The sequence below is a fragment of the Vibrio casei genome (assembly GCF_002218025.2).
Classification (GTDB): domain Bacteria; phylum Pseudomonadota; class Gammaproteobacteria; order Enterobacterales; family Vibrionaceae; genus Vibrio; species Vibrio casei.
On the sequence record NZ_AP018681.1, the window covers coordinates 398,962 to 414,120 of the forward strand.

Consider the following 15,159-nt stretch of genomic DNA (forward strand, 5'->3'; position numbering starts at 1 on the left):
ACAATAAGCAAAATCGTTTAAATAGTGTTTGTAAGGAATATCATGAGTCAATTTGTTGTATGTGCTCTCTATAAATTTGTGGAGCTAGACGATCACCAGTCGTTACAAAAGCCATTACTTGATTTAATGGAGCAATACAGTATTCGAGGTACATTATTATTGGCACATGAAGGTATCAATGGAACCGTTGCTTCTACTCGTGAAGGTATTGATGCTTTATTAGCTTGGTTTGGTTACGACGCTCGTTTATCAAACATTAGCTGTAAAGAGTCTTTTCATCAAGAAATGCCATTTAACCGTTCAAAAGTGAAATTGAAAAAAGAAATTGTCACCATGGGTGTTGAAGGTATCGATCCTAAACATGTCGTTGGTACTTATGTTAAGCCAACGGAGTGGAATAGCTTAATTTCAGATCCTGAGGTCTTTGTGGTTGATACTCGTAATGATTATGAAATTGAGTTAGGCACATTCCAACATGCAGTGAACCCTAAAACCGACACTTTCCGTGAATTCCCAGGTTATGTGAAAGAGAACCTTGATCCTGAAAAACACAAAAAAGTCGCTATGTTCTGTACTGGTGGTATTCGTTGTGAAAAATCGACGGCTTATTTAAAAGAGCAAGGCTTTGATGAGGTGTATCACCTTGAAGGTGGAATCTTGAAGTACCTAGAAGAAGTACCAGCAGAAGAAAGCCTATGGGAAGGCGACTGTTATGTCTTTGATGGTCGTGTAGCCGTGAACCATAGCTTAGAGAAAAGTGAATATGAATTGTGTAATGCTTGTCGTTTACCCATAACAGAAGAAGATAAGCAAAGTGAGCAATTTGAATCTGGTGTGAGTTGCCCTAAATGTTTTGGAACCCACACTGAAGAACAAATGGAGCGCTTTCGCGAGCGTGAAAAACAAGTTCAATTGGCCAAAGAACGAGGTGAAACTCATGTCGGTGGTGATGCTTTAAAACAGATGGAACAAAAGCGTCAAGTGAAACTACAAAAGAAATCAGCACAACGAGAAGCAAAACGTTAATTGTACTCAATGTGATGTGAGGTAGATTGATAGATCAATAAGAAAGCTCGGACTTAGGTTCGAGCTTTTTTTATATAAATTTCATTTTTTTGATAGCTTCTTTTATGAAGTTCTAAATATTTTTATTAAATATGATGCCAATCAGATGAGAGCGTAATGAACAATGTGCAGTATTTATCATTTTAATTACCCACAAAAATAATATGTCAAACAATTTATTAAAATAAATGCTATTCAAGTCACAATAATGAAACGAAAGAATATATCAAAAAAACGCTTCAATATGTAATTCCAAAATTAACCTTAAAGTTAATAATTACATTTAAAAACAATTAGTTAATTTCCAGTCCTCGGTTTTTTAAAGAGATCGAGATCACATAAATCAAGTCATGTTAGGCATTAATAAATGTTGGTTAATAAAAAAATAAGAATTTTTTGTGATTAACTTCAAAAATTAAAAGGCGGTAAAAGACAAAATGTAATCATAGAAATTCAACAGGAAATGATTATGAAAATAGCAGTAGCGATAAGTGGTGGTGATGCTGTTGGAGTGAATAATTTCTTATTCCAGATATCAAAGATGATGAATGTAGGAATGAAGTTATATGACGGTGGGATAAATGGTTTAATATCCGGTTCGATAAAAAAAATCACACATAGAGAATTGGTTGATTATTCCAATTCGGCAATGCCTATTATCACATCAGGAAGAACAGAAAATATAATTAGTGAAGATGAATATTTAAAAATTGTTGATAATTTAAAAAAACAAAAAATTGATGTGCTTATTTTGGCTGGAGGTGACGGATCTCTACAATTTTTAAATCAGTTATCTTTATATGGCGTTAATTGTTTTGGTGTAGGAATGACTATTGATAACGATGTAAGTGGAAGTGAATACACAATAGGATTTTCGACAGCTTGTGAGCAAGTTAAAAATGAAGTTTTGAAGCTTCGTATGACAGGGAAGGCATTACCAAATAGAATATTTATGGTTGAATTATTAGGGGCTTATTCTGGAGAGCTTACTTTACAGTCGGCGATAAAATCAAATGCGGATATTGCTTTGATTCCTGAATCTAAAATAAATATAAATGAACTTTCTGATCGGATAAAATTTTTATATAAAAAACAAAATTCAGTTGTTATTTTATGCTCAGAAGGATATACGCAAGAGTATTACCCTGGATTTCAAGGGGCTATTGATACTGTAATTAGAGAGTTAGAGCCATTACTTCCTACGCGAATTAGGAAAAGCATTATGGGGTTTAGCTTGCGTTCAGGCGATCCAAGTTGTGAAGAAATATATCAAAGTACCATTATGGCCAATGAAGTCGTTCGTTGTATTCGCTCCGGAATGAGCAATAAAGCCATAATTATTAATTCAAGTAATAAAGCAATTCCAATTGATTTATTAAGTATACAAAGGAGAACAACACAAAAAGAAGACCATTATATTAAATTGGCAAAAGAATTAAATATTATTTAATAGATATCAAGGAGTGGATCATGATTAAAGTACTTTGCGTTTGTGGTTGTGGGTTAGGTTCCAGTTTTGCTATTGAAATGAGTGCTCAGTCAGTATTAAAAAAGCTAGGCGTCGATTTTACAATAGACCATACAGATGTATCTGGTGCTAGTGCTTTTGATTACGATGTAATATTAACGCAGAAAACATTTGCTGATGTGTTAAATGCCGATGCAAATGAAAGTGAAGCATCTATAGTTATTTCCTTAAATAAATTAACCGATAAGAAAGAAATAGAAGAAAAACTAACACCATTTATAAAAATGTAAAATAATTATAATTATATCGAGGTTAGAATGAATCAATTTTTTAATTTTATAATCCATGACTTATTAGGGCAAGCATCAATACTCATTGCATTTATTGCCATGTTGGGGTTGATACTACAAAAGAAATCTTTTGGTAAAACGATTGAAGGGACATTTAAAACATTATTAGGTTTTTTAGTGATGATGGCCGGTATAAATATCATCGTAGAGACTCTCACATTTTTAAATACTATATTTAGTCACGGCTTTGGTATGACAGGGTATATAACCGATGTTGCCGCTATTGCCGGGCTAGCTAATAGAGAGTTAGGTTCAGAAGTCGCTTTAACATTATTGGTTATATTCATTACGAACATTGTTATAGCCAGAATTACACCGTGGAAATATATTTTCTTAACCGGGCAAGCATTATTATGGATGGCAACCATAGGTACTGTCATTGGTTATAAAGCAGGGCTCACAGGGTTACCATTGATTTTAACTGGAGGTATTTTTGGTGGAATTATGGCGGTTCTGATGCCGGCTATTGCCCAACCTGTTGTAAGAAAAATAACGGACTCTGATGACGTCGCGCTTGGACACTTTTGTACGATTGGCTACTTAGTTCAGGCTGCTGTCGCTAAAGTTGTCGGTAAGAACTCAAAATCAATTGAAGATATTGAATTACCTGATGGGTTTAAGTTTCTTAATGACACCTATTTATCTATGGCTGTTGTTATGGTGCCAATGTACTTAATCCCCGCAATAGCCGCAGGTCCTGAGTTTATTGATCCCATGTCTAATGGTGTTAATTATTTGTAACTATTCACCCAGGAGCTATTGACAGCAAATTTATGTGACTGAGTTAACTTGATCCCACATTCAACTTGAGTGATCTTTTTGTGGTGGCAATCTGGAGGTATGAATAAGAAAACATTACCTCCACCGCCAGATTTCGATTCGCCTGAAGAGGCGAAAGATATCATCCACTTTTTATGGAATAAGTTGGCTGAGCTTGAAGATAGGCTAAACCAAAATAGTCGCAACTCTTCTGTGCCATCATCTCAACAACCCCTGCATAATAAAGCTAAAAATACTTCGCCGAATCGGAAGAAATCTGGAAAAAAGCAAGGAGCTCAACCAGGTCATAAAGGCCATCGCCGACTGCTTCATCCTATTGAAGAGAGCGCCTCGGTTGAGCAATATTTACCGAATAAGATATGCCACTGCGGTGGGTGTGTTATTCCAAATCGAAAACCTTATAAACGACACCAAATCTTTGACTTGCCAGATATCTCATACACGCTTGTTGAACATCAAATTTTTAAAGGCGAGTGCTCATGGTGTGGTGATAAGCATCAAGCGGAGCTTCCAGAGTCTGTGCCCGATGTTCAAATGGGGTCAAATCTACATAGCTTTATCGCAATCCAGGCGACGCAGCACCACCAAAGCATAGGTAAAATACAATCTATGTTGAAAGACGTCTTCCAGCTTAACTTCTCAACAGGTGCAATATCAGCGGCGCAAGGACGAGTCACTGAATACTTAGCCGATACTCATACTCAAATTCATGAAACAGTCAAAGCATCTAAACTGATTATGGCTGATGAGACTTCGCATCAGCGCAATAATGATAAACGCTGGATGTGGGCCGCACTCAGCAATGACGTAGCCTTTTTCTAAATTAACAGTGGAAGAAACCAACATGCTGCCAAACGACTACTTGGTGAAGCGGTTTCACACCTTTTAGTGACTGACCAATATTCTGCCTACAAATATATCGACGAATCTAAGCGCCAATTATGCTGGGCTCACATATTAAGGAACGTCATCGCTATCGAGGAAAGCGTTTGTCCTGAAAACCAAAAAATCGGAGAAAAACTCGCTTTAATCGCTCATAGCGTATTCAGGTGTCATCACCGATATATCGAAGAAAAAATTACCGAAAGCCAATATTACCGCCGACTCAGGCGATTACGAAAGAGCTGGCTTCATTGGCTCAAATTGGGTAGTTATCAATGCTCAAAACGATATCGAGGTAGATGTCGAAACCTCATCGCTGATGATGCCATGGTCTGGCGGTTTATGGACGACTCCGAGTGCCCGTTAACAAACAACGCAGCGGAGCGAGTTCTCCGTAATTACATACTGATGAGGAAGTGTTGTTACGTGACTCGCTCATATCGAGGCGACCAGTTCCGCGAACGAATGTTCTCGCTGATAGAAACAGCCAAACTTCAGCAGGTCTCTGCTTATAAATGGCTGCGTGAAATCGTCGAACATCACATGTTGAGAGTTGATTATCAGGCGCCAGTATTTTTTAGCGTAAACCGTCGTCAATAGCTCGTGGGTGAATAGTTACAATTATTTAATGTATTCATTTATGCAGTCAATAACATTTGTTGCAGGCGTATTTGTGCTGTATGCCGGCGTACGTTTACTGCTTAATGAGCTAGTGCCTGCATTTAGGGGTATTGCCATGAAGTTGGTGCCAGATGCTAAGCCAGCCCTCGATTGTCCCGTTTTATTTCCTTACTCCCCCAATGCCGTCATTGTTGGTTTTCTTGCGACAACGGTCGGTTCAATTATCGGGATGTTGGTATTCCCTATGTTTGGTCTCGCAATGATATTACCAGGGTTATTGACTAACTTTTTTGCTGGCGGTACAGCAGGTGTGTTTGGTAATGCGATGGGAGGGCGTCGCGGTGCGGTTATTGGGGGGGTTGTACATGGCCTATTTATTACATTACTCCCAGCAATTTTAATTCCATTGCTTGAAAGTTATGGTTTTGTTGGGGTGACGTTCAGTGACTCCGATGTTATCTCAACTGGGCTTGTCCTTGGTAACGCATTCAATGGCAACTGGCTATTTGTAAGTGTATTCAGCGTATTCGTTATCGCTGTTACGTATTTTGTTCACCGTAGTATTAATAATGACCTTAAGGGATTATCACATGAAACTTTATAATTTTACCGAACTTCGTGCCATAGCTAAAGAACGTGGATTTCAAGCTCTTGGTTCGTTTAACTTACATTGCTTGGAAATGCTACCTGCTTTCTTTAAAGCTGCGAAAGAAACAAATTCACCTTTGATGATACAAATTTCGACAGGGACAGCACTATTTTTAGGTCATGAGTTGATTGTTGATTCAATTAAGTCATTGTCTAAAACAATGGACGTTCCAGCATGCTTACATTTAGATCATTGCTCTAATATTGACGACATTAAAAAAGCTATTGACTCAGGTTTTAGCTCTGTAATGTACGATGGTTCTCATCTGCCTCTAGCCGAAAATATAGCCAATACAAAAATTGTTATTGCTTATGCACATCCTCGTAACATTACCGTGGAAGGGGAGCTAGGGGCGATTGGTGGTAGTGAAGATGGTAAAGCGGTTCATGAAAATGATATTGCATTTACCACTCCGGAAGAAGTACAAGCTTTTGTCGACGGAACTAATGTAGATATGTTGGCTATTTCAATCGGTACAGTACATGGCTCATACACATCTAAAACTAATATACAACATGAATTATTAAATAAAATTACTCAAATAACGAAGACACCTTTAGTGCTACATGGTGGAACGGGGGTGAGTAATGAAGATATGCGTTTAGTGGTTGGTAAGGGGATTGAGAAAGTCAATGTCGGGACGGAAATGAATGTACAGTGGGTTGATAATATTCAAAAAACATGTGCGGCAGGAAAAGTAGATGACAGTGTCCGAAAATTTTTAATTCCGGCGAATGATGCAGTGAAAGAAGTATTAAAGCAAAAAATTCAACTATTTCAATAATAACAAATATTAATCATCTTATGGTCGCCAAGAAATTGGCGGCTGATTAAGGAGACGATATGTTGAAGTTTATACAATCTGTATTCACATCGAAACCAACGATGAATACAGAGCAATCAGCAGTAAATAATACGGACGCGATAGAAATAGAGTTGCGTATTCAAACACTAGAACATCAATTGATGGAAGATGAGACGAATGCAGAAACTCATAAAGTATTAATGCTTGAATACAATAAAGCGTTGAAAGTTTTTGCAAAAACACCAGGCTTCAAGAACAAAATCGATGATGTGTTTTTAAAGATAGATGATTTAAGAAACACGACACGCAAACATTTATAGGTCTATTTATGAATATAAAAGAATTATTGATCGAATCAGATGCCATTCAATTAGGAATATGTGAAACAGACTGGAAAGCAATCATCAATTTAGCGGCAGCTCCTCTAATAAAGAATGGCTATTTAGAAAAAACGTATTCTCAATCTGTAATAGACAGTACGAATGATAACGGTGCTTATTATGTTTTCGATGAAGGTATAGCTATTCCTCATGCTCGGCCGGAGTGTGGTGTTTTGAAGAATTGTTTTAGTTTAGTCGTTCTCACTAATCCTGTCTCTTTTAATGGAAGTGTGCCTGCAGATATTATTATTTTATTTGGAGCAATGGATAGCAATGCTCATATTGAACAGGGGATTGGTTCTATTGTCACGATGCTGGATGATGAACGTAAGATTAACGCTATTAGAAATGCAACGAGTCGACAAGAATTATTGGAGATGATATGACCTCTGAATATAAATTCGTGATTTTAGTTAATGGGGTTCCTGCTTCAGGGAAGAGTTCTGTTGCGCATCAGGTCGCTGAGCACTTTAATTTTACTTATTTGTCTATTGATACGATTAAAGAGCCATTTATGATGGTGACAGAAAATTATAATCGAACAATAAATCGTGCATTAGGTAAAGCAGCATATCAGGTGATTTGGGATATTGTAGCCCAATCACCACATCATAATAGTTTTGTGATTGATGCTTGGTTTGGGTTTCAGCCGCGAGAAGACTTACTTGAATATCTAAACCGATCGGGTGTGACACATGTCCTTGAAATTTGGAATAGTATTTCTGGAGAGACTGCGATGCAACGTTATAAAAAACGGATTCCATATCGCTCAGATAAGCACCCAAAAGAAGAATATTTACCGGAGCTTTCTATATTGGCTGAAAAAGCTAAACCGATGATGGTGAGTGATGTCATCACTGTCGATCAAGATAAAACGATCGATATGGCTCACATCTTTCGGTCAATAACTGAAAAACTAACACAGCAAAAAATAAGAGCATAAAGGTATGTATTAGAGAGACGTTCTCGATAAAAAATGTCTTTATGACTTAAATTATAATGCTTCTGTTTATTTCATATATAGATGTATTAATCAGTGGATGATTCAGTGATTGCTTAAGGTATCGTTTGCTTTGTGGTAATGAGCATATTTATCTAAAGTTTATATTGTACTTCGCTAAATTGACGGTATCGTTAGTGCCCATTAAGAAATGGTGATGATTTACATGCTTTTGATCACCTCATTTTATGGGCATTTTGAGCCTGAATATTGATACCAAGATATTGCAGTTGTCGTTGTAAATTGTGGCTTTGCTAGCGCGATTTGATGCCTTACCGCAACTTGAGTGTAAAATTAAACCTATATAGACAAACAAGAGGCAGTATTATGAATACCCCACTTCCAAAAGTGATTTTGCACGAACATATTGAAGGTTCAGTGACCCCTGAAACTGCTCTTGTTTTAGCGAAAAAGCACAACGTATCTCTGCCAGATGATTTTTTATATCCAGAGGGAGCTTACGATAAAGATGCTTTTCCAAATGGACGTTATCAATATGATGAAACGGATTTTGGCGCTTTTGTTACTGCTTACGATGTTGTTGCCGATTTAGTTCGTGATGCTGATGATTATTACCTCATCATGAAAGATTACCTCTTACGCAATGCTCAGCAAGGAATGATCTATTGTGAAATGATTACCTCTGCTTTTCACCTGTGTTACCAAGAAGATGCTCAAGGAAAGGTATTGCTTAATGCTGATAAGTATCATGACTTCATGGATGCCATTGAACGTGCCATTAATGAAGTAAAAGAGGAATATGGTACAGAAACTCGTTTACAAGCGTGTGGTGTACGGCATTTGAGTAGGGAACATTTAGATCTGAGTGCTGATTTCATAGCAAAAAACCCGCGTAAAATGGTCACAGGTTTTAATATTGCGGGCAATGAAATGGCAGGGGAGTTTGAAGATTTCATTTATGTTCACGAACTGATCGATAATATCCCACTACCTAAATCTTATCATGCCGGTGAAATCCGTGGGCCGGAAAGTATTCGCGATGCATTGGCGTTTGGTGCCAAACGTATTGGTCATGGTATTGCGGCGATTAAAGATGATGAGTTAATCGAGAAGCTTATTCGTGACAATATTACGTTGGAAGTCGCCCCAACCAGTAACCGTATTCTGGTGACCGAGTTTGAACAAACATTGGATAATCATCCTTTGCGTCGTTTATATGAAAAAGGCGTTCGGTTATCGGTGAATACTGATGATGCCGGATTATTTGGTACCGATGTGGGTAAGGAATATCATATTGCCGCCACTGTATTTGGGTTTTCTCGGGTGGAATTATTGGATGTGACTTTGTGTGCTTTGGAAGCGGCGTTCGTCTCTGATGATATTAAACACGATATGATCATGAGCACCTATGATGTTTTCACTGATCAAGATTGGCAAGATCTAGAAATTCATGCCGCTAATTTGCCTGATGGGGCACTGAAAACACGCTTGCAATCTCGAGTGAAAAACAAACCCTAGCTCTTTAGTAAAGCAGGCAGAGCACGGTGTATCTGTCTGCTTTCATTTAACTTATCACTGGCTTTTGCCTTGTTCTTTTTGTCTTTTGTTGGTCCAATCTGTTTGACTTTTCAAACTGCCTCTTGATGTCGTATAGGCATCTATCTGTTTGTCATCACTTGTAGATAGTTATATAAATTACCCATATAAGTTGTTAGCCTAAATGCGGTTAATACGGGCAAAGGACATGTGATGAAAGAGAAGGCTATTTCTATATTACTGATGAACGTGTTTTGTACTTCTTTTGCTTGGGCGGAAACACCAAGTGCGTACGATTTGTGTTTGTTGGATAAAATTAAACAGCAACAAGGTGATGAAACCATTGAAAGTGTGCGCAGCCAGTGCCAACTTAGTGTGGTGTCTGATCCTGATGCCGGACTAAAAACGTCTCAAGACAGTTTGATTGAACAAAGGGTTAAATCTGAACGAGAAACAGCCTTTGAACCTTATGTGATCACCGCTCACCGTTTAAATTATTTATTACCTGTGACGTACAGCGATAGCATTAATAAAGAGGCTTATGCAGATACTGATTGGGGAGAGGGTTTACGCCATGCTGAAGCTGAATTCCAAATAAGCTTTAAGATCCCGCTTAACTATTCTGATTTGATGTTTGAAGGCGATGGCCTGTATTTTGGTATGACACTGAAATCATTTTGGCAAATTTATTCACAAGAGATCTCTCGCCCATTTCGTGAAACCAATTATCGTCCCGAGATCTTTTATGTGACCCCAACTGGTTGGACGCCATTTGGTGGTAAAACGGCCTTTGGTTTTGGTATTGAGCATGAATCTAATGGGCAACGACAAGGGTTATCCCGTAGCTGGAACCGTGTATACAGTCAATTTTATTTCGCTAAGGATAACTTTGTTGTTGCATTACAACCTTGGTGGCGCATTCCAGAAGACGAAAAAGATTCCCCGATGGATCCCAGTGGTGATGATAACCCTGATATTGAAGATTACATGGGGCATTTTGAATTAACGAGTGCTTATAAGTGGAATAAACTGGAATTCTCTTTCCTTGGCCGAGAAAACTTTTCAACCAACAAAGGCTTCGCTGAAATAGGCGTCAGTTTTCCTATTTGGGGGAAAATTCGTGGTTATACTAAGTATTCTACGGGTTATGGCAGCAGCTTGATTGATTATGATCAAAATCAACAAAGAGTCGGTATTGGTATCGCGATAACGGAATTGTTATAGCTTCTCTTAATTTTTAGATCGGTCTTATTGAAAGCTTAATCATAATGGTTAAGCTTTTTCTTTTAAAGAATTCCATTTTCACCTTCTGCATAGATTTCATGTTTAAAAATGGCCTATTGTTTTGTCTAAAGTCAGCAAAATGATCATTTTTTCATGTTTTGGTTAAAACGGTATTTTCTTACTTATAGAGTGCTACTGTTAGGGTAACGATTTCATTCATTTTTATAGCCACTAATTAGGAGCGAAATAATGTTTACAGTCACGCGCCAAAACGACAACCTTCTTTATATTGAACTCAATGGTAAGTTAGATAGAAACAGCATGAAAGTTGCACTTGATGAACTTGTGACTGAATCTGTCGGTGTTCACAATGGCATGATGCTTTACCGGGTGTCGAATCTTCAGTGGCCTTCTATGGGCGCTATTGGTGAAGAAATATCAAGGATGCCGGAGCTATTATCGCTGATGAAACAATTTAATCGTGCCGCGGTATTAACCGATAAAGAATGGGTGAAAAAAGCCAGTGAGTTTGAAGGGGCAATCATTCCTAATCTTGAAATAAAAGGATTCACACTCGCTCAAGAACTGGAAGCATTAACTTGGTTGAAAGATAAATAATAGAGTGATGGTTTTCTCTTTAAAATCTAAATGTCATACCAATATTTGATTGAAATTGGTTCATCCAATCTGATTCAAACTGTATTAGGCAATTTTGCGTTTTTGGATTGTAACCACATAAGGTATTTGAATTACTGTCAACCACCGTACCTAACCAGCGTAATTGCCCATTAATGGATAGTTTATTGGTGATTTTATATTCCATGCCGACAAATCCAGTAGCTGAAAATCCGTATTTATTATCAGCCCAGGTGACATCGACATAGGAAGCACCGAAACCCACACCTACATAGGTTGTTAAGTGAGGATTAATAGGCAAGTCGAGGCTACTTTGTAAGTGTAAATATTGAAGAGGGGAATCAAATCCCAGTTTCTCTAGTTGGGTTCTTTGGTGGGAATAAAATAGGCCAATTCGACCATTATCAATAGGGGTTTCAATGGCAATAGCATAGCTTTCATTTGATTGCATATCATATTTATTACCATTGTTATCTTCGACACTGCCTCCAAGTGTATAACCTATCATCGGAGTGATCATCACCTTTGCTTCAGCCCAATGGCTAACTGCTAACAATGGTATAAGATAGAGTTGTTTGCTAAATCGAATCATCTATTTCCTCTACTTTATGCCGTTTTATAGTTTGTCATTTCACGGTACTGTAAATTGCTATAAAAAAAAAGAGAATGTAAAATATATCATTTAGATTATGGGTGGTGATCACTTAATTTAAGGGGGATCTATTGTTTCAAATAGGCACTTTTTGATTACCGCATAAGCTGAGAGTAAAAGAAATATTCGACCTAAATTGATAGGTGGCTTTCATGAACTCTGTTAGACTAATGTGCATTGAAATAGGGTAGCTCACTGGCTGCCCTTACTTATTTTATTTAGGATCCATTTTGACCAATAACGATATCTTACGCCGTATTCGCTATACTTTTGATTTTAAAGACGCCGCAATGGTGGACATTTTCGCTGCTGCCGATCATGAAGTAAGTCGACAACAAGTGATCAATTGGTTGAAAAAAGAAGACGATACTGATTGTGTAAATTTAACCGATACTGAACTGGCTATTTTCTTAAACGGTTTGATTAATACCAAACGTGGCAAGCGTGAAGGTGAACAACCTCAGCCCGAAAAACGCTTAACCAATAATATGGTCTTCATGAAATTACGTATTGCTTTGAACATGAAAGCAGAAGATATTCTCGATACTTTAAAAGTGGTTGATTTTAACGTAAGTAAACATGAACTCAGCGCCTTTTTCCGTAAGCCTGAAAACAAACATTACCGTGAATGTAAAGATCAAATCTTGCGTAACTTTTTGTTCGGTGTTCAGCGCCAATTACGCCCAGAGGATACCACCGAATTTCAAGATTAAGTCTGGTGGATGGAAACTGAATCAGCCGCTTACTGGTTACTCACTGGTTAAGCGGTTTTTTATGCGTGTAATGCCGTCGAACAGATAAGTATCATGGTGATTACCCTGAATTTTCATTTAATTTGCACCAAGGCTTTTCAATATGTCTGCTTATACTTATATCGATATTCCGTTTAACTTCAGATACACCTGTTGGTTTTGTGGCGAGCCGTCTTCACGTTCATTTGATCTTCCTAAAAACCCGAACAACCAACGTTTTCTTGAACATGACCCTATGAGTATTCCTGCATGTTCGGAATGTGCCGTGGTCACGGTGGCGAGTGATGTATCTTCCATTTGGGCGGTTCGGGATCAAGTTAAACGTTCCATGATGGATAAATATTCCGACCATTTAGCAATAGGGCAAAACTGGACAGAAGAAGAGCTGAAAGAATCTGAGTTTTCTGGTGCATTATTAGGTGGGTTTGGCGAAAGTGCTTGGGCCATGTACTTGATTGCTAAAGATCGAGTGTCTTACCAAGGTTGGCCTGTTGCCCTCGACAGCATGTTAGTGGAAGGCGATGATGAATCGTATGGTTTTGAGTTCGATGGTGTGCGTTATATGTCACTGAATACTTGCCTTGAACATTTGATCAAAGCGCTGCGTTTAGATGCTGAATTATTACCCAGTTTGGTGGATATATTAGGCCCAGATCGCCTAACTTACGCATTAAGAATTGCCAAATTAAATAAAGCGATTACTGCATACCAACGTAATAAAATTTTAGATGAAATACGCCAACAACAAGATGATCAAGACGATATGCTAGAACAAGCAAAATACGCAGGCCAATTTCATGGAATAGAAGAAGTGGCGATTGGTGATGGTTTAGCGACCATTTCATCGATTCAATGGGCACTGAAGAATGACATTAAAAGCTTGGAATATTTATGCCAGCAAGAAGACGCTTTTTTTGATGAGTTTGCGCATTTAGGCGGTCCGCAATGTTACATGAACTACTATGGTTTGCAGCTGTATTTTGAAGCCAGGCAAAATCCTGTTTGGGTTGCAGAGCACGATCCGAATCTTTCATGGTGGTAATATCTTTATAGCTATAACATATAAAAAACAATTTGATGATGCTATGAGGTTTGATGTTGCATAGTTGTTGGGCAATTGTTTATGATGTGCGCTTTTAACTCTATTGACATACTTCTAATGCAGCTTTTTTTACGTCAGTTTTTTCAATATCTTTATCAACATACTCAAAAAGCATTCTCACGTTTTCTACTTCAGTTGGGTATTGAACATGCTGACGAGCAAACCCTTTCTGCTATTCCACTTATCGAACGAATTAAAGTGGCGGTTACGGCATTTATTACTTTATTTATGGTCGTTACCGTAAGCCTACAAATTCAAAACGAAGAAGCGGTGATCATTCTGATTGGTTCAATGGGGGCATCTTCTGTTATTTTATTTGCATTGCCAACCAGTCCACTTGCCAAGCCATGGTGTTTTATTGTTGGGCATAGCTTATCGGCGACAATTGGTTTTGTACTGACTTTTTTCATTCATGATTTCGCATTATTAGCTGGGGCAACCATCGCGTTGGTATTAATGGCGATGTATATTTTTGAATGTATGCACCCACCCGCAGCAGCGACCGCATTGATCCCCGCGTTAGCTTCGCAACACATGGCGATTGATATACAAATTTTATACCCAATTATGATTAATATTGCGGTGTTCTTTGTGATGAGCCAGTTGTTAAATCGTTTGATCATGCGCAGAAAATGGAGCAAACCACTACCAAGTTACGATCCGGTTCATTTGCATCATGATCAAACTCCGCTGAAACGTTTAGGGTTACAAAAAGAAGATTTGATGGTGGCAATTAACCGTTTTGATACGGTATTGGCCGTCAGCGAACAAGATTTAGAGCAAATTTATCAAGAAGCGCAGCGGAATGCTTATCAGCGTCGAAGCGGCGAAATTTTAAGCCGCGATATTATGTCTTCTGATGTTATTACCGTACGCGCCAATACATCATTAGGGCAAGCATGGAGGCTGCTTCATAAACATAAAATCAGCATGTTACCAGTCGTTAATGAGGAAAAAGAATTATTAGGCGTTATCTCAAGTGTTGATTTTTTGAAGAACTTATCGGTACCGAGTTATTCCGGGCTACTTAAGCATGTAAATCGCATGTTGGTGAAACGCAAACATAGTAAAGAAGTGAATAATCTCGTTCAAGATCTTATGGTAACGAATGTCGTTGCGGTAAAAGATACCGATCATATCGTTGCATTAGTGCCATTACTTTCAGACATTGGTTTACACCATATTCCCGTTTTAGATTCTGAACAAAAGCTGTGTGGCATTATTACCCAGTCCGATTTAATTGGCGCGTTATATCAAGTTAATCAAAAGGATTAACCTTAGCTACTTTTGAGTTCT

The 15,159-nt window shown here is 38.1% G+C and carries 16 protein-coding genes and 1 pseudogene; 16 read left to right on the top strand and 1 reads right to left on the bottom strand.

Annotation, left to right across the window (positions count from 1 at the left end):
• Positions 1-42: 42 nt before the first annotated feature.
• The 13 genes and pseudogenes from trhO to VCASEI_RS14765 all read left to right on the top strand — a co-directional run bounded on the left by trhO (position 43) and on the right by VCASEI_RS14765 (position 11,339).
• Positions 43-1,026: an oxygen-dependent tRNA uridine(34) hydroxylase TrhO gene (gene trhO, locus VCASEI_RS14705; RefSeq protein WP_086961279.1), complete on the top strand. Its 984-nt coding sequence runs from the start codon at positions 43-45 to the stop codon at positions 1,024-1,026.
• A 508-nt stretch (positions 1,027-1,534) separates the two neighbouring features.
• A complete protein-coding gene (locus VCASEI_RS14710) occupies positions 1,535-2,515 on the top strand; it encodes a 6-phosphofructokinase (protein WP_086961281.1) in 981 nt (326 codons plus the stop codon).
• Positions 2,516-2,535: 20 nt separating this feature from the next.
• Entirely contained in the window at positions 2,536-2,823 is a 288-nt protein-coding gene (locus VCASEI_RS14715; RefSeq protein ID WP_089110711.1) for a PTS sugar transporter subunit IIB, read from the top strand.
• A 27-nt stretch (positions 2,824-2,850) separates the two neighbouring features.
• Complete coding sequence (locus VCASEI_RS14720) at positions 2,851-3,624, top strand: PTS transporter subunit IIC (protein ID WP_238321415.1); 774 nt, start codon at positions 2,851-2,853, stop codon at positions 3,622-3,624.
• A gap of 99 nt (positions 3,625-3,723) precedes the next feature.
• A pseudogene (tnpC, locus tag VCASEI_RS14725) lies at positions 3,724-5,145 on the top strand (IS66 family transposase).
• A gap of 28 nt (positions 5,146-5,173) precedes the next feature.
• The gene (locus VCASEI_RS14730) at positions 5,174-5,770 is read left to right on the top strand and encodes a PTS transporter subunit IIC (RefSeq protein WP_272948326.1); all 597 of its coding nucleotides are present in this window, start codon (positions 5,174-5,176) and stop codon (positions 5,768-5,770) included.
• The gene (locus VCASEI_RS14735; protein WP_086961285.1) at positions 5,757-6,599 is read left to right on the top strand and encodes a class II fructose-bisphosphate aldolase; all 843 of its coding nucleotides are present in this window, start codon (positions 5,757-5,759) and stop codon (positions 6,597-6,599) included. Before VCASEI_RS14730 ends, VCASEI_RS14735 begins: the two co-directional genes overlap by 14 nt.
• Positions 6,600-6,658: 59 nt before the next feature.
• On the top strand, positions 6,659-6,940 hold the full coding sequence (locus VCASEI_RS14740; protein ID WP_086961287.1) for a hypothetical protein: 282 nt from the start codon (positions 6,659-6,661) through the stop codon (positions 6,938-6,940).
• Between the two features lie 8 nt (positions 6,941-6,948).
• A complete protein-coding gene (locus VCASEI_RS14745; RefSeq protein WP_086961289.1) occupies positions 6,949-7,386 on the top strand; it encodes a PTS sugar transporter subunit IIA in 438 nt (145 codons plus the stop codon).
• Positions 7,383-7,943 (top strand): AAA family ATPase, encoded by a 561-nt coding sequence (locus VCASEI_RS14750; protein ID WP_086961291.1) that lies wholly within the window; start codon positions 7,383-7,385, stop codon positions 7,941-7,943. The genes VCASEI_RS14745 and VCASEI_RS14750 overlap by 4 nt, the downstream gene beginning before the upstream one ends.
• Before the next feature lie 384 nt (positions 7,944-8,327).
• On the top strand, positions 8,328-9,479 hold the full coding sequence (gene add / locus VCASEI_RS14755) for an adenosine deaminase (RefSeq protein ID WP_162621077.1): 1,152 nt from the start codon (positions 8,328-8,330) through the stop codon (positions 9,477-9,479).
• A gap of 231 nt (positions 9,480-9,710) precedes the next feature.
• Positions 9,711-10,721 (top strand): phospholipase A, encoded by a 1,011-nt coding sequence (locus VCASEI_RS14760; protein WP_086961295.1) that lies wholly within the window; start codon positions 9,711-9,713, stop codon positions 10,719-10,721.
• A 249-nt stretch (positions 10,722-10,970) separates the two neighbouring features.
• Positions 10,971-11,339, top strand: a complete 369-nt coding sequence (locus VCASEI_RS14765; protein WP_086961297.1) for a SpoIIAA family protein — start codon at positions 10,971-10,973, stop codon at positions 11,337-11,339.
• A 19-nt stretch (positions 11,340-11,358) separates the two neighbouring features.
• Here the strand turns inward: VCASEI_RS14765 and VCASEI_RS14770 are convergent, their stop codons facing one another.
• A complete protein-coding gene (locus tag VCASEI_RS14770; protein WP_107928098.1) occupies positions 11,359-11,949 on the bottom strand; it encodes a porin family protein in 591 nt (196 codons plus the stop codon).
• A gap of 290 nt (positions 11,950-12,239) precedes the next feature.
• Between VCASEI_RS14770 and VCASEI_RS14775 the strand changes: the two genes are divergently transcribed.
• The 3 genes from VCASEI_RS14775 (at position 12,240) to VCASEI_RS14785 (ending at position 15,138) form a co-directional block, all read left to right on the top strand.
• Complete coding sequence (locus tag VCASEI_RS14775) at positions 12,240-12,722, top strand: YehS family protein (RefSeq protein WP_086961299.1); 483 nt, start codon at positions 12,240-12,242, stop codon at positions 12,720-12,722.
• A 142-nt stretch (positions 12,723-12,864) separates the two neighbouring features.
• Positions 12,865-13,803: a hypothetical protein gene (locus tag VCASEI_RS14780; protein WP_086961301.1), complete on the top strand. Its 939-nt coding sequence runs from the start codon at positions 12,865-12,867 to the stop codon at positions 13,801-13,803.
• A gap of 117 nt (positions 13,804-13,920) precedes the next feature.
• A complete protein-coding gene (locus VCASEI_RS14785) occupies positions 13,921-15,138 on the top strand; it encodes an HPP family protein (RefSeq protein ID WP_086961380.1) in 1,218 nt (405 codons plus the stop codon).
• Positions 15,139-15,159 lie beyond the last annotated feature (21 nt).

What these genes read in the sequence shown, in the direction of transcription:
- VCASEI_RS14710 (WP_086961281.1), top strand. Translation starts at nt 1,535, where the DNA reads ATGAAAATAGCAGTAGCGATAAGTGGTGGTGATGCTGTTGGAGTGAAT.
- VCASEI_RS14770 (WP_107928098.1), bottom strand. Translation starts at nt 11,949, where the DNA reads ATGATTCGATTTAGCAAACAACTCTATCTTATACCATTGTTAGCAGTT.
- VCASEI_RS14720 (WP_238321415.1), top strand. Translation starts at nt 2,851, where the DNA reads ATGAATCAATTTTTTAATTTTATAATCCATGACTTATTAGGGCAAGCA.
- VCASEI_RS14715 (WP_089110711.1), top strand. Translation starts at nt 2,536, where the DNA reads ATGATTAAAGTACTTTGCGTTTGTGGTTGTGGGTTAGGTTCCAGTTTT.
- trhO (WP_086961279.1), top strand. Translation starts at nt 43, where the DNA reads ATGAGTCAATTTGTTGTATGTGCTCTCTATAAATTTGTGGAGCTAGAC.
- VCASEI_RS14780 (WP_086961301.1), top strand. Translation starts at nt 12,865, where the DNA reads ATGTCTGCTTATACTTATATCGATATTCCGTTTAACTTCAGATACACC.
- VCASEI_RS14735 (WP_086961285.1), top strand. Translation starts at nt 5,757, where the DNA reads ATGAAACTTTATAATTTTACCGAACTTCGTGCCATAGCTAAAGAACGT.
- VCASEI_RS14760 (WP_086961295.1), top strand. Translation starts at nt 9,711, where the DNA reads ATGAAAGAGAAGGCTATTTCTATATTACTGATGAACGTGTTTTGTACT.
- add (WP_162621077.1), top strand. Translation starts at nt 8,328, where the DNA reads ATGAATACCCCACTTCCAAAAGTGATTTTGCACGAACATATTGAAGGT.
- VCASEI_RS14785 (WP_086961380.1), top strand. Translation starts at nt 13,921, where the DNA reads ATGCAGCTTTTTTTACGTCAGTTTTTTCAATATCTTTATCAACATACT.
- VCASEI_RS14740 (WP_086961287.1), top strand. Translation starts at nt 6,659, where the DNA reads ATGTTGAAGTTTATACAATCTGTATTCACATCGAAACCAACGATGAAT.
- VCASEI_RS14730 (WP_272948326.1), top strand. Translation starts at nt 5,174, where the DNA reads ATGTATTCATTTATGCAGTCAATAACATTTGTTGCAGGCGTATTTGTG.
- VCASEI_RS14750 (WP_086961291.1), top strand. Translation starts at nt 7,383, where the DNA reads ATGACCTCTGAATATAAATTCGTGATTTTAGTTAATGGGGTTCCTGCT.
- VCASEI_RS14765 (WP_086961297.1), top strand. Translation starts at nt 10,971, where the DNA reads ATGTTTACAGTCACGCGCCAAAACGACAACCTTCTTTATATTGAACTC.
- VCASEI_RS14745 (WP_086961289.1), top strand. Translation starts at nt 6,949, where the DNA reads ATGAATATAAAAGAATTATTGATCGAATCAGATGCCATTCAATTAGGA.